This window comes from Paenibacillus rhizolycopersici, assembly GCF_014947195.2.
Taxonomy (GTDB): domain Bacteria; phylum Bacillota; class Bacilli; order Paenibacillales; family Paenibacillaceae; genus Fontibacillus; species Fontibacillus rhizolycopersici.
The window spans coordinates 40,247-54,480 of the sequence record NZ_JADCNN020000012.1 but is presented as its reverse complement, the minus strand read 5'-3'; the positions used below and the strand labels follow the sequence as shown (position 1 = coordinate 54,480).

Annotated in this window: 12 protein-coding genes; 7 read left to right on the top strand and 5 right to left on the bottom strand. The window is 54.4% G+C overall.

Annotation, left to right across the window (positions count from 1 at the left end):
• Positions 1–2 precede the first annotated feature (2 nt).
• The gene (locus IM700_RS14185; protein WP_193417786.1) at positions 3–863 is read left to right on the top strand and encodes a helix-turn-helix domain-containing protein; all 861 of its coding nucleotides are present in this window, start codon (positions 3–5) and stop codon (positions 861–863) included.
• A gap of 260 nt (positions 864–1,123) precedes the next feature.
• Here IM700_RS14185 and IM700_RS14180 read toward each other — a convergent pair whose 3' ends face one another.
• Positions 1,124–1,564 (bottom strand): DUF2500 domain-containing protein, encoded by a 441-nt coding sequence (locus IM700_RS14180; protein WP_239483911.1) that lies wholly within the window; start codon positions 1,562–1,564, stop codon positions 1,124–1,126.
• Between the two features lie 420 nt (positions 1,565–1,984).
• On the opposite strand from IM700_RS14180, the gene hflX reads away from it, so the two are divergent.
• Complete coding sequence (gene hflX, locus IM700_RS14175) at positions 1,985–3,265, top strand: GTPase HflX (protein WP_155607820.1); 1,281 nt, start codon at positions 1,985–1,987, stop codon at positions 3,263–3,265.
• 129 nt (positions 3,266–3,394) lie between these two features.
• Complete coding sequence (locus tag IM700_RS14170) at positions 3,395–3,865, top strand: GNAT family N-acetyltransferase (protein ID WP_155607821.1); 471 nt, start codon at positions 3,395–3,397, stop codon at positions 3,863–3,865.
• A gap of 251 nt (positions 3,866–4,116) precedes the next feature.
• Here the strand turns inward: IM700_RS14170 and IM700_RS14165 are convergent, their stop codons facing one another.
• Positions 4,117–5,715: a sensor histidine kinase gene (locus IM700_RS14165; protein WP_193417788.1), complete on the bottom strand. Its 1,599-nt coding sequence runs from the start codon at positions 5,713–5,715 to the stop codon at positions 4,117–4,119.
• A complete protein-coding gene (locus IM700_RS14160) occupies positions 5,712–6,398 on the bottom strand; it encodes a response regulator transcription factor (RefSeq protein ID WP_193417791.1) in 687 nt (228 codons plus the stop codon). The genes IM700_RS14165 and IM700_RS14160 overlap by 4 nt, the downstream gene beginning before the upstream one ends.
• A 273-nt stretch (positions 6,399–6,671) precedes the next feature.
• Here IM700_RS14160 and IM700_RS14155 point away from each other — a divergent pair, with 273 nt between their 5' ends.
• Both IM700_RS14155 and IM700_RS14150 read left to right on the top strand, forming a co-directional pair.
• Positions 6,672–7,604, top strand: a complete 933-nt coding sequence (locus IM700_RS14155; protein ID WP_193417793.1) for a manganese-dependent inorganic pyrophosphatase — start codon at positions 6,672–6,674, stop codon at positions 7,602–7,604.
• Positions 7,605–7,836: 232 nt separating this feature from the next.
• The gene (locus IM700_RS14150) at positions 7,837–9,291 is read left to right on the top strand and encodes a SulP family inorganic anion transporter (RefSeq protein ID WP_193417794.1); all 1,455 of its coding nucleotides are present in this window, start codon (positions 7,837–7,839) and stop codon (positions 9,289–9,291) included.
• 61 nt (positions 9,292–9,352) lie between these two features.
• Here IM700_RS14150 and IM700_RS14145 read toward each other — a convergent pair whose 3' ends face one another.
• Complete coding sequence (locus tag IM700_RS14145) at positions 9,353–9,652, bottom strand: hypothetical protein (RefSeq protein WP_193417796.1); 300 nt, start codon at positions 9,650–9,652, stop codon at positions 9,353–9,355.
• A gap of 24 nt (positions 9,653–9,676) precedes the next feature.
• A complete protein-coding gene (locus IM700_RS14140; protein ID WP_193417798.1) occupies positions 9,677–10,294 on the bottom strand; it encodes a TetR/AcrR family transcriptional regulator in 618 nt (205 codons plus the stop codon).
• A gap of 145 nt (positions 10,295–10,439) precedes the next feature.
• Here IM700_RS14140 and IM700_RS14135 point away from each other — a divergent pair, with 145 nt between their 5' ends.
• Both IM700_RS14135 and IM700_RS14130 read left to right on the top strand, forming a co-directional pair.
• A complete protein-coding gene (locus IM700_RS14135; protein ID WP_193417800.1) occupies positions 10,440–12,668 on the top strand; it encodes an MMPL family transporter in 2,229 nt (742 codons plus the stop codon).
• Between the two features lie 171 nt (positions 12,669–12,839).
• Positions 12,840–14,234, top strand: coding sequence for an amino acid permease (locus IM700_RS14130; protein WP_193417802.1), 1,395 nt, complete (start codon positions 12,840–12,842; stop codon positions 14,232–14,234).

Below are 14,234 nucleotides of genomic sequence, written 5' to 3'. Positions count from 1 at the left end.
ATATGGCTAAAAAACCGACGAATTATGCTATTAACGGGGAGCGCCCCTATGGAATCCTGATTTCCGGGCATTATGCGGAAACCGCGGATTATTCGATTCACCGCCCACCCGATCCTGTTGGTTGGTTGTTGATGTATACGCTAACCGGAGAGGGTCAAGTTCATGTCGCCGGGGAAGTAGTTGCGCCATGCTGTCCAGGAGACGCGGTCATCCTGCTGCCCGGTTTGCCTCATCACTACAGCACGGCGGGAGCGAGGTGGGAGTTTATTTGGGTTCATTTTATCCCGGACCCCTCCTTTCGCCCATGGTTGAACCTTCCGCAACAAACGGAGGGCATCGTCCGTTTACAGGTTGACGGCAGTCCTGGGCGTAACGGCTTCGCCGAAGCCCTTCAGCGGATGGTTCGGTACAGCAGCTCGGGCGGAAACTCCGAGCTCCATCACCGATTGGCGGAGCTGGCGTTAGAGGAAGCGTTGTTGTTACTCCGCGCGGAGGTTGCCAAGGACAGCAACGAAGCCGCTATTGATCCAAGAATTGCCGATGTCGTCGGATATTTGCGGGAGTCTTATCGCGAGCGAGTAAGCATTCCGGACCTGGCCAAGCGCAGCTGCATGTCGCCTTCCCGGCTGTCGCATCTGTTCAAAGAGCAGGTAGGGGATACGATCATCGGCACCGTCAACAAGATCCGCCTGGAAAAAGCAGCTCAGCTGCTGGCCTTTACCACGCGACAAGTGGCGGAGATTGCCGGGGATGTCGGCATCGACAGTCCAGACCATTTCGCTCGAATGTTCTGCCAGGTTTACGGGGAGACCCCGTCAGGATATCGCAAACGCAAGCGGGCCGGTATTCAGACTGAAACTTAAGGGAAAGGTTGAAATAGCGTTAAGCCTTAACCTTATTGGGCCTAATTGAGCATCAACCACGTGAAATAGAGTGAATCATTCACCTTATTTCATAGGTGGAGCACGGAAAAGTGGTGTTTCGGAGTAAATAGCGTGATGAAATGTTCTTATAGCTCGATTTTAGCTGTAATTCTGCGAAATAGGATGATTATATAACGCTATCTTAGAAGGCAAAGGAGGTGCCCCAAAATCATACTTGGGACACCTCTTTTTGCTTCCAATTAGTACGTGCCGCTACTTGGACGTTGCGCCGTATCGCGCTCGAACGCCACAATCCAATCGCCCTGGACGGCGGCATAACCGACATCGCCTTCGGCGACGAGGCCGTACAAATTCTTCACGTCTAAATATTCCTGGCGGCTGCCGTTATCAAACTCCAACGTGATGTAATAGTACGTCCGGGAAGAGGAGCTATGCATCGCATGGTTATCATTCATGTGACTGGAGCTGTGTTGCACGTCCATTCGTTTAGAGACGATTCGTGCATATCTCGTATCCCGCGGGGAGCGGGCGTTTTTGGCGTAACGGACCCCATTGGAAACCAATAGCACTATGAAGATAACAAAGAATATGACCATAAATACAGGAACGATCGTAAACATAATATCGCCCCCGCCCCCGAAACCGCCTCCGCCAAACGGAGAGGGATCGAATCCACCCATAGGTTCCGCCTCCTTTTCTTCCTTATATACGCGAAAAAGGAAATATTGTTTCAGGCTACCCCAAAACCTGGGTGGACGGACTTCCCTGGATTGTGAACGAATACGGATTGTGATAAACTGGAATCACTATGAAAAGAACGGAGGGTTCCCCGTGTTGTACATTAAATTCCGTTTTACCACTTTGCGCGGCTAATTGAATACTGCCAAAGGCTCTGCACCTGTGCAGGGTGAACGGGATAGGTGTGCTATGATAAAGGGAACCGCATGGAACCTTAGAATAGAATATGCCTGATTTGGCCGGGAACGCGGACGGGGATCGATATCCCAAGTTTGTGGGTTTCGGGCTGTTTTGGGAACCGTTTGCGTAAACACAGGTGCCGTGCCTGTGTTTATTTTTTTCCTAAAGGGAGGAACTCAGATATGACGGAACAACAAACATTGGAGCAAAAAGCCATCTTGGTTGGCGTGAATTTGAATCATCAGGCGGATTTCGACTATTCCATGGAAGAGTTGGCTAATTTGACGGAGGCTTGCGACATTGAAGTCGTTGGCGTGCTTACGCAAAATCTGCCTAAGGTTACCCCGTCGCATTATATCGGGACGGGCAAAATCGAAGAGGTGCGGGCGCTCATGGAAGCGCACGAAGGGAATCTCGTCATCTTCAACGACGAGTTGTCCCCGTCGCAGCTCCGTAACCTGGAGTCCGATCTGCAGTGCAAGGTGATTGACCGGACGCTGCTGATCCTGGATATTTTTGCGGAGCGGGCCAAAACCCGCGAGGCTCAGCTTCAGGTCGAGGTGGCCCGGCTGAAGTACATGCTGCCGCGGCTAATCGGGCTGCGGGAATCGCTAGGCCGCCAGAGCGGCGGGGTCGGCACAAAGAACCGCGGTGCGGGGGAAACAAAGCTGGAACTCGACCGTCGGCGGATCGAGGAGAAGATCACCGCGCTCAGCCGCGAACTGGAGACGCTGGTTGCCCACCGCCAAACGCAGCGCAAGCAACGCAAGAAGAACGACGTGCCCGTCGTATCGCTTGTCGGCTATACCAACGCCGGGAAATCAACGATTATGAACGCACTGCTTGAAACGTACAGCCCAGGGCAGGAGAAGCAGGTGCTCGAGAAGGATATGCTGTTCGCCACGCTGGAGACGTCCGTCCGCAATATCCCGCTGGAGGATAACAAGGCGTTTCTCTTGACGGATACGGTTGGATTTGTGAGCAAGCTGCCGCATCATCTGGTCAAGGCGTTCCGTTCCACGCTGGAGGAAGTATCCGAAGCCGATCTGCTGATTCACGTCGTCGATTATTCCAACCCGGAATTTGCAAGGATGATCGAAATCACCCATCAGACGCTAAAAGAAATCGGCATCACCGATATCCCGGCGATCTATGCCTATAACAAGTCCGATCGGACGGACCAGGCGATCCCTGACGTACAGGGAGACATCATCTATCTCGCGGCCAAACCTCGCATCGGGATCGCCGAGCTGGTGAATGAAATTCGCGGCCGGATTTTCAAAGACTACATCAAATGTACGATGCTGATTCCTTTCGATAAAGGATCGCTGGTGTCTTATCTGAACGAGCACGCCAATGTGCTGGATACGAGTTATGAAGCCGAAGGGACGAAGCTGGCTTTGGAGTGCCGGCAAAGCGACTACGGAAGATACCAGGAGTATGTGATCGAAGCGTCAGAATGACGGGAGATAGATAGGTGCCTGGGTCCGGGGCGATGCGCGGCGATCGTTTCGAAAACGGTTGTCGGATGAGTGGGGAAGACGTATAATAGCCCTCAAAACACGTCTTTCTAACAAAGGAGATCAACAAACATGTCCGATATGTTAGTAAAGTTATACGATCTGCCCCCGTTCGAATCGGTGGAGCAGTACGAGGCGCGTACCGGGATCACCATCCGCCGGGCCCTTGCCCCGGAGAAGCACGTGGTCTCGAAATGGGTGGGCGAGCACTTCGATATGCGCTGGGTCAGCGAATGCGAAGTGGGGTTCGCCCGCGCGCCGATTACCTGCATCATCGCCACGGAGAACGGCAAGCTGCTTGGGTTCGCCTGCTACGATACCACGATGAAAGGGTTCTTCGGACCGACCGGTGTCGATGAGCAAGAGCGAGGCCGGGGCATTGGCAAACAACTGCTGCTCTATACGCTCTATCTGATGCGAATGGACGGATACGGTTATGCCGCGATCGGCGGAGCGGGCCCGAAGGATTTCTACGCCAAGGCGACCGGCGCGGTCGTCATCGAGGGCTCGGAGCCCGGAATATACAAAGGGATGCTGCGGTAATGCAGCATCCCTTTTTTTGTAGCCATTGTAACGGACTTCAGAGACGTTATTAGCAGCAACGGCACGTTTTCTTAAATCTAACGGACTGAGATAACGTTATTCTGCTCCAATGGGTTACCAATCCACTAACTGGAGCTGAATCACGGCATTGGGATCTGTAACACCGGGAAATGTCCGGGAAATAGGCCAATAAGGTCATTACGGTCCGTTAGCCGTTAACCTGCATAGCTCCCGTATAGCTTCCGCTCCCGCTAGACTGCCGGCAGCGTCACCTTGAAGGCCGTGCCCTGGCCCGGCGCGCTGTCGACTTCGATGGCGCCGCCGTGGGCTTCGACGATCGATTGCGAGATCGACAGCCCAAGTCCGGCCCCGCCTTGACTGCGCGTGCGGGAGGCGTCGATGCGGTAAAACCGCTCGAACACATGCGACAGATGCTCGGCAGCGATCCCGGGGCCGTTGTCCCGCACCTCCAGCTGGGCCCAGCCCGGCAAGCCTGACAGACGTACGGTGATCGTCCCTTGCCGTGGGTCGGTGTGCTGCACCGCGTTATGGAACAGGTTCAGAACCACCTGTTTGATCTTGTCGCAATCGCACATCGCGGTCAGCCCCGGCTGGAGTTCGAACCGCACCTCGCGCTCCCCGGCCAGCATCCGTAGATGCGGTTCCATCTCCGCGATCACCTCGTCCAGCCGCACTTGTGTCCGCTGGACGACCGGGGTTCGGTCAAGCTTGGCAAGCGTCAACAGGTCCTCGACCAGCTTCTTCATTCGCTGCGATTCGCCCAGCATGCTGTTCAACGCAGTGTGCAGCTGCTCCGGCCGGTTTGCTGCTCCTCGCAGCAACACCTCCAAGAAGCCGTGTATTGAAGTGAGCGGCGTCCGCAGCTCATGGGAAGCGTCGGCCACGAACCGGCGCATCTGTTCCTTGGCTTCGCGCTCGGCTTCGAACGATTCCTCCAGCCGTTCCATCATCCCGTTAAAGGAGACGCCTAGTCGATCGATTTCCGATTGGCCGGATGCGGCCGTGAATCGGTTGCCGAGATTGCCGGCATTCGTATCTTCCACGGTGTGAACCATTTGGTTCAGCGGCGTTAAGGCCCGGCGTAAGATCGGCAGATATAGCGCTAGTCCGCCGGCTAGCGCCAGAAGAGAGAGTCCTACGAACGTCAGCAGTTGGCGCATCACGACTTCGCGCAGTGGCGCAGTATAGGTGCCCATTTGTACGAGCCAGGATTTCTCGCCTTGTTCACCCGGCAAACCGACAGAACGAAAGACAACCAACTGTTCCTTTCCGTCCTCATCCTCGATGACATGGTAACCCGTCGGACCCGGTCGCCCGAGCGTGTCTCCTTCGAACAAGGCGGCATATTCGGCATCGGTAAGACGGGGTGCAGCTACGCCGGATTCGGCGTTTAAGTCGATGAACCCGCTGTCGCTGTTGATGATTGCCAGCGAGGTGTCAGGGATAAACAATTGCGGAGGACGCCCGTCATTTTCTTCTCCGCCTCCTTCTCCGATACTGGGTTTATCGCCACTCGTCCCGATCCCGCCGGCATCCGCCTCCGGCTTCGGCGCGCCCCAATGCTCGGCGGGTTGCCCCGCCCGCGTGAATACGTCCCGGAGCGGGCCGCGCATCTGCGAGACCATCGTTTCGGCTTGGTTCTTATATAAGAAGTCTTTCATGATCACGTATTGAAATACACCGATCAGGATCAGGAGCGCGGCTAGCAACAGCAGGGATCGGGATAGCAGCTGAAAGCGAAGCGAGCTCGGGGAGAAGCGGCTTCGCAGCCCTCTGATCAACCGCTTTCCGCCAGTCTTTGTCCGGCTTCCGCCGGCAAGGGGCTTCATGGCAGATCGACGCGGTAGCCCGCGCCCCGCAGCGTTCGGATCAGTCGATGGTCCTGATCATTCAATTTTTCGCGGAGAGAGCGAATGTAGACCTCTACGATATTCTCCTCGCCGCCGAAGTCGTAACCCCAGACTTTATCCAAAATCGTCGTTTTGCTCAAGACGATCCCATGGTTAAGCACCAAATATTTCAACAGTTCGTATTCGGTAGGGGATAATTCCAGCACTCGCTCCGAATAGGAAATTTCCTTGCGGCGATCGTTCAGGCGGAACGGGCCGATAGCCACTTCGCCGAACAGCGCCGGAAACTGATTACGCAAACGCGCACCGATCCGGGCCAGCAGCTCCTCGAAGCTGAACGGTTTAACGACGTAATCGTCTGCGCCAAGGGTCAGCCCCTTGACTCGATCCTCCACCTCATCCTTCGCCGTCAGCATGATGATAGCCACGTTCTCGCCGTTCTTCCGCAGGAGCCGGCAAACTTCCCAGCCGTCCATCCCCGGCATCATCACGTCCAGCACGATGACGTGCGGTTGAAACTCGGCTGCGATCGCGACCGCGTTCATGCCGTCGCCGGCAGTACGCACCTCAAAACCTTCGTTTTGCAGCCCCAACTCGAGGAACTGTACAATATGAGGTTCATCGTCAACTAGCAGCACTTTTGCCCCTTTGACTTGGTTCATTAAAATCATCCCCCTTGCGCCTATCCATTCGTTGTCAATCCAACGCTGATGTCTCCATTATGCGAGATGATGCTGAGCGTTTGCTGAATGCCGACTGAAGGTCGACTGAGCACCAAAGGAAAAAGTTCAGCTCTCAAAAGAGCCATGTGTTGATCGTACCCGGTTTGTTCGGGGATGTAAATCGCAGAAGTCGCGCGGGGCTGCGCTCTTGATTGCTCCTCCGTTAATAAGCTATACTTTTGACATGAAATCATGTTAAAGGGGAGTAATGAGATGGAAAAAGTATTGATTTTCGGTCATAAAAATCCCGATACGGATACGATTTGTTCAGCGATCGCATATGCGGATCTGAAGTCCAAGCTGGGTTGGAACGTGGAGCCCGTGCGTCTGGGCAACGTCAATGGGGAAACGGCTTTTGCGCTGGAGCGTTTCGGTTTTGAAGCGCCGCGTCTAGTTGAGACGGTAGCCGGTGAAGTCAAGGATGTAATCCTGGTCGACCATAACGAGCGTCAACAAAGCGTCTCCGATATCGGTCAGGTGCGTGTGGCCGAGGTCATCGACCATCACCGGATTGCCAACTTCGAAACGAGCGGACCGCTGTACTATCGGGCTGAACCGGTGGGCTGCACCGCAACCATTTTGAATAAAATGTACAAAGAAAACGGCGTAGCCGTACCGGCCAACATCGCCGGCCTTATGCTGTCTGCCATCATTTCCGATTCCCTGTTGTTCAAATCGCCGACCTGCACCGAGCAGGACATCGCCGCTGCACGGGAGTTGGCCGAAATCGCTGGCGTCAACGCCGAGGAGTACGGACTGGACATGCTGAAAGCCGGGGCAGACCTGAGTGACAAGACGATCGAGCAGCTCATCTCCTTGGATGCCAAAGAGTTCGAAATGGGCGGAGCCAAAGTGGAAATCGCTCAGGTGAACGCAGTGGACGTGAACGATGTCTTGTCCCGCCAAAGCGAAGTTGAGGCGGCTCTGAACGGCATCATCGCCAGCAAAGGTCTGGATCTGTTCTTGTTTGTCGTGACCGACATCCTGAACAATGACTCCGTTGGTTTGGCTCTGGGGAAGGCAGCCGATGCAGTGGAGCAAGCTTATAATGTGAAGCTTACCGACAACAAAGCGGTGCTGAAGGGCGTCGTATCCCGCAAATCGCAAATCGTGCCGGTGCTGACGGACATCTTCAATAAACGATAATATTCTCTGAATGACCGAGAGCCTTGCCTGACGGCAGGGTTCTTTTTGTTATGTAACTAATCAAATTTTAAAGTATTCCGGGGCTGCGGGTAGGAAAGCCGAGCAATTCCCACACTTAAGCGCTTAAATGCAGGGTTGGAGGTTTGAGCGGCGATTCGATCTTTACTATAATCTAGGACGTTGCGCGTTGCACCGGTCCTGTTTGTGATTTAAGAAAGAGGGGGATTTTTACTTGCTTCATCATTTGAATATTAAACGGGTTTGGTTTTCCAACACCCGAAGTGATGTGCTGTCCGGTCTGACGGTAGCTTTTGCCTTGATCCCTGAGGCGATTGCGTTCTCGATTCTGGCCGGCGTGAGCCCCATGGTTGGGTTGTACGCTTCCTTTAGTATCGCTGTCGTGATTGCGTTCGCCGGCGGGCGGCCGGGCATGATCTCTGCGGCTACCGGCGCGATGGCGCTGCTGATGGGCGGACTCGTCCGCGAACATGGAATCGAGTATTTGTTTGCGGCCACGGTTTTGGCTGGGGTTTTGCAAATCATCATGGGTTATCTGAAATTGGGCCGATTCATCAGCTTCTTGCCGCACCCGGTGATGACCGGATTTGTGAATGCATTAGCTATTCTGATTTTTATGGCGCAACTCACCCATTTCGAAAAACAAGGTTGGCTGATGTACGGGTTAGTGGCGTTAACGCTCGCGATCATCTATCTATTTCCGCGATTGACCAAAGCGGTTCCTTCCGCCCTGGTTGCGATCATCGCGGTCTCCGTATTAACCATCTCACTAAATCTGGATGTGAGAACGGTCGGCGACATGGGCGCAATAACGTCAGCGTTGCCGGCGTTCCATCTTCCCGAAGTTGGAATCACCTGGGACATGCTGAAGACTATCTTCCCGGTGTCGTTGTCGCTGGCATTCGTAGGGCTGTTAGAATCGCTCATGACCGCAACGCTGATCGATGAGATCACGGATACATCAAGTGACAAGAACCGTGAGATGAAGGGCCAAGGGCTGGCGAATATCGTGACCGGATTTTTCGGGGGGATGGCGGGCTGTGCTATGATCGGGCAGTCGATGATCAACATGAAATCCGGCGGTCGGACGAGGCTGTCGACGTTGGTCTCTGGCGTGGGCCTTCTGTTCCTGGTCATCGTCTTAGGGGACGTAGTTCAACAGATTCCGATGGCGGCGCTTGTTGGCGTCATGTTTATGGTATCGATCGGCACCTTCGATTGGAATTCCCTGACATCGCTTCGCAAGGTTCCCGTGTCGGACGCCCTTGTCATGGTGGTGACGGTGGTGGCCGTGGTTGCGACGGATAACCTGTCCATCGGCGTGGGGATGGGCGTCTTGCTCAGCGCGTTATCCTTCGCCTGGAAAATGGCTCGGATCCGGACTTCCGTCCGTGAGGAGCAAGGAGCCAAAACTTATGTTGTCGCTGGACAGCTCTTCTTCGGAACGGTGAGTCATTTTCTCCAAGAGTTTGATGCAGCCGGCGATCCGCAGCGGGTGGCGGTGGACTTTTCGAAGTCGCATGTATGGGATCAGTCGGCCGTGAACGCGATTTCGAAACTGATTCTCAAATATCATCAACTGGGCAAGGAAATCCGCATCATCGGATTAAACGAGGAGAGCACGAGACTGATCGAACGGGTAGGGTTATCTGCTCCTTCAGGGCATTAATGAACGACAAAAAAGCTGTTCGCAGGGGATGAACCCCACGAGCAGCCTTTATCTACATCTATTAGAGGCGAAACCGCTCCAGTTGATCCCAAAGCCCCTCCTCCCGCAGCACTTCCCGTTGTTTCGGCCCAATTAGGTCGAAATGGGGGAATGGCGAACGGTGATGAATATATCGAGTGGGAAGGTCGTGGGCCTCACACCAGGCTTTGAGCCGCTCCAAATCGGAACAGCCGACCTTGGTGACCGTCTTGGCTTCGGGAAAACGTGGATCCAGCCAAAAATGAGTCAAGAATCCGATCTCTCCGCGGGCCACCGTCTGTTTCCATGCCTCCAATTCCTCTCGCGACACGCCGAATGCCACAGCCCTTCCTCCTCCTTTGCTGTTTTAGTTATGAATCCCTCTCCACAAAAAAGCGACGATCGCTTCAGCCGCCTGTTCCGCCGAAGGAAACAGCTTATTCTTGTCGGCATATTGGCGTTCTCCCACCCGCAGCATAGAAACATACAGATGGGCGACCAGGTTCGGGTCGCTGCAGACGATTTCGCCTGACTCGGCAGCTTGGGCAAACCCTTCGCGTAGCGTCTCGTACAGATCGTTTTCATGGCGGATTAAAGTCTCCTGCTGCTCTCCAGACAAATGATGCTGAATGTTGCGGAACATCTCGTCCATGTGAACCCGAGGGATTCTTAAATAGTTCATTGTAATTTGAAGTAGTCTCTCCCGAAACGTGCCGGGCTCTACCAGCAGCTTCCGGATCCGTCCGTTTACCCGCGCAAGCGTCGTTGCCACGGAGGCAACAAACAAATCCTGTTTGGTCGGATAATAATAATAGACGCTAGCTTTCGTGATCCCGCACTGCTCGGCGACCTCGTTCATGGATACGGATTTATACCCCTTCTCCATGAACAAGAGGGACGCGGTACGCAGGATCTGCTCGGACGTCGCCAAGGCGTCCGGCTGCTGGACGGGCCGTCCCAAGGAACGTTTATGCGGCTGGGTCAACCTTCATCACCTCGAGCAACTTGTACTGAGCAAACATTATATCATATTTTTTGTTTGATAATTAACCTTCCGGTATATATAATTAATATTCAGAGTGATGTAAATCACGTGAGCTTACGATATAGAAAAGGAGATGGAATCATAAATGGATAAAATACTAGGTCGGCTGTCCCAACTTGTGGCTGGTCGAAGATCCAAGTGGATTACGCTGGCCGTTTGGATTTTGCTTGCTGGCGGACTAAGCGCCGTATGGCCCAGCGTAAACTCGATGGAGCGGAACAATGCGGCCAATTTGGATGCGAACCAGCCCTCCGTGATAGCCGAACAGCTGGCGGAGCAGGAGTTCCCCAGCGACAGCGGCATTCCAGCCTTAACAGTCTGGACGCGGGAAGGCGGGTTGACGGATGAGGATTACACCCGCTTGCAGGAACTGACGTCGTATTTCACGGCTAATCCGTTGGAAGGGATGGAGCTCGTGCTCCCGCTCGAACAAATGCCGCTGCCAGCGCTCAAGCAACAGGCTTCCGAAGACGGCACGACGTGGGTGCTGCCGTTCTTCTTCGCCAAGGGGGCGGAAACCGATGTGATGAAGACCGGCATGGAAGAGATCCGCAGCCAAGCGGAGACGATCTTTGAGAAAGATCCGTTTGACGCTAAGCTCGGAGACCAGGGGCTTGTTGCCCGAGTGTCCGGACCGGCCGGAATTTCGATCGATGCAGTGGGGTTGTTCTCGAGCGCCGACGTTTCGCTGATGATCGCCACCGTCTTGATCGTGCTGATTTTGCTGCTGCTTATTTACCGTTCGCCGATCTTGGCCATCATTCCGTTGATCGCCGTTGGTTTTGCTTACGGCGTAGCCGGACCGATCCTTGGCAAAATGGCGGAGCAGGGTTGGATTACCGTTGACTCGCAGGCCATTTCAATTATGACCGTGCTGCTGTTCGGGGCGGGAACCGACTACTGTTTGTTCTTGATCTCCCATTTCCGGCAGCTGTTGACGGAAGAAAAGGAGAAGTCGAAAGCACTGGCCGCTGCGGTCAAAGGCTCTTCGGGCGCGATTGCCATGAGCGGATTTACCGTCGTGATCGCTCTGCTGGTGCTGCTGTTAGCCCAATACGGTTCGGTGCAGCGTTTTGGCGTCCCGTTTAGCTTGTCGATCCTGATCATGGGGATTGCCAGCTTAACCCTTGTACCGGCGCTATTGGCTATTTTGGGCCGCGCTTCGTTCTTCCCGTTTATTCCGCGCACGCCGGAAATGCAAACGGAACGAGCCAAACGCCGGGGGAAACCCAATCGCCATCCCAAGTCCAAAGCTTCGGCCGGTTGGATCGGCCGAACGGTAACGAAACGGCCATGGACGATTTTTATCGTGACGACGCTGCTTCTGGGAGTATTGGCTTCTCAGGCGACCCGAATCGAATACACGGTCGACCTGCTCTCCTCCTTCCCGGAGGATACGCCTTCTCGGGAAGGATTTGCAGTGATCGCCGATAAATTTACGCCGGGGGAATTGGCTCCGGTTAAGCTGATGGTGGATACGGAAGGGAAGGACATCGATCTGCAAGGCACGTTCAGCAGCTTGCCTTATATCAGTCAGGTATCTACACCGGCCGATGGCAAGACCAACCCCAATATCCGGGCTATTGAGCTGCAATTGAACGTCAATCCGTATTCCAACGAAGCGATGAAGCATATTCCAGAGCTGCGGCAGACGGCGGAAAGCCTGCTGGCGGACGAAGGTATCGGCGAACCGGAGAATAAGGTATGGATCAGCGGGCAAACCGCTACACAATACGATACTGAGAACACCAACGCTCGCGATACGAAGGTCATTATTCCGATCGTTATCGGTCTGATCGCGTTGCTGCTGCTCGTCTATCTCCGCTCGATCGTCGCCATGGTTTACTTGATCCTAACTGTCGTATTATCTTATTTCGCCGCGCTCGGCATCGGTTGGGTTGTCCTCCACGACCTAATGGGTAACGCCGCGATCCAAGGGCTGATCCCGCTGTATGCGTTCGTGTTCCTGGTCGCGCTTGGCGAAGACTATAACATCTTCTTGATCTCGAGCATTTGGAAGAAACGTAAGGTGATGCCGCTGAAGGATGCGATCCGTGAAGGCGTCAATGAAACCGGGAATGTCATTACCTCGGCCGGTCTGATCCTGGCCGGAACGTTTGCCGTATTGGCCACGCTGCCAATTCAAGTGCTGGTACAGTTCGGTATCATCGCGGCAGTGGGGGTCTTGCTCGACACGTTCCTCGTGCGTCCGTTCCTTGTGCCTGCCATCACGATGCTGCTCGGCAAAGCGGCCTTCTGGCCGTCTAAAGAAGGGCGTCTTGGGCAGGAGTCGGTCGAAGACACAGTCAAATGACATACCGATTCGTGCGATAAATGTAAGAGTATAGCACTTGGGGTTTCGCTGCTGTTGGCGAGGCCTCAGGTGCTTTTTTTTACAAAAACGAGGGTTACATATTTCCTGTTCCCCGTCGCACAATAGGGGGATGGCAGGAACGAAGAAATTCGATGAAACGGGGGAAAGAGAATGGCGAAGACGGAAAACGCAGAGGGGAAAAAAGGAGATTTACGCTGGTGGCAGCTCTCCTTGCTGGGAGTGGCTTCGACGATAGGCACCGGCTATTTTCTTGGGTCAGGCATCGGAATCCGTATGGCGGGTCCATCCATCCTGATCGCGTTCCTGTTGGCTGCGGTTGGCACCTACACAGTGTTTGAGGTGTTGGCTCGCATGACTGCGGATCGACCGGAGCAGGGATCCTTCCGTTCCTATGCGAAACGAGCCTTTGGACGCTGGGCGGGCTTTGGCAGCGGCTGGGTCTATTGGAGCTCGGAACTTCTCATCATGGGCAGCCAACTCACCGCGTTATCCCTGTTCTCGCGTTTCTGGTTCCCCGGTGTGCCGATGTGGATCTTTGCGATCGGATATGCCGTGCTGGGGCTGGGTGTCATTTTACTCGGCAACAAGGTGTTCGATTCGATGGAAAATATCCTGTCGGTCATCAAAATTGCCGCGATCCTGATGTTCTTGGTCGTTGCGGGAGCCGCGTTAATGGGCTGGATTCCCGGAGGGGGCGGCAAAGCGCCGGAATTCCCGCATACCGCGAAGACTTTTTTTCCAGCCGGGGGAATGGGCTTATGGTCGGGTTTCATCTTTGCGTTTTACGCTTTCGGTGGCATCGAGGTGATGGGGATGATGGCCATTCGGTTACGGGATCCGAAAGAAGCCCCGAAGTCCGGAACGATCATGTTGCTGTTGCTCTCGGTGGTCTATTTGCTCTCGGTGGGGCTTGCAGTCACCATGGTTGCATGGAACGCTATCGACCCCAAGCGCAGCCCATTCGTTACGGCCCTAGGCAAATACCCGTTGCCCTTTATCCCTCATGTGTTTAACGGCGTGTTGATTGTCGCTGGTTTCTCCACGATGGTGGCCTCGTTGTATGCAGTGACAACCATGCTAGTCACACTTGCGAAAGACAAGGATGCACCGCCGCTATTTGCCGGTAAGGCTTGGCGGGGGCGGCCGCTTTACGCCATCGGCTTAACCGCAGTTGGACTTGCGGCTTCCGTAGTGCTGTCTTTCGTGATGCCGGGGCGTATTTATGAGTACATTACGACCTCAGCCGGATTACTGCTGCTTTATAACTGGTTTTTTATCTTGGTTACTTCAGGTAAGCTCCTCAAACTCAGTGCGTTTGGACAGATCAAACGATGGGGCGGTATGATCTTGATCGTATTGGCGGTGACAGGAACGTTATTTCATGATACGAGCCGGCCGGGCTTTTGGGGGAGTTTGGCGTTTGTCGGCGTGATCGGGATCGTGACGCTAATTATGCAGTTTGTCGTGTGGAAGCCGAAGAAGCAAGCCAAGAAGAGAGGGAGACAGGCCAAATCGCTGGTCCTGCGTCCCAAGCGGACGACGTAA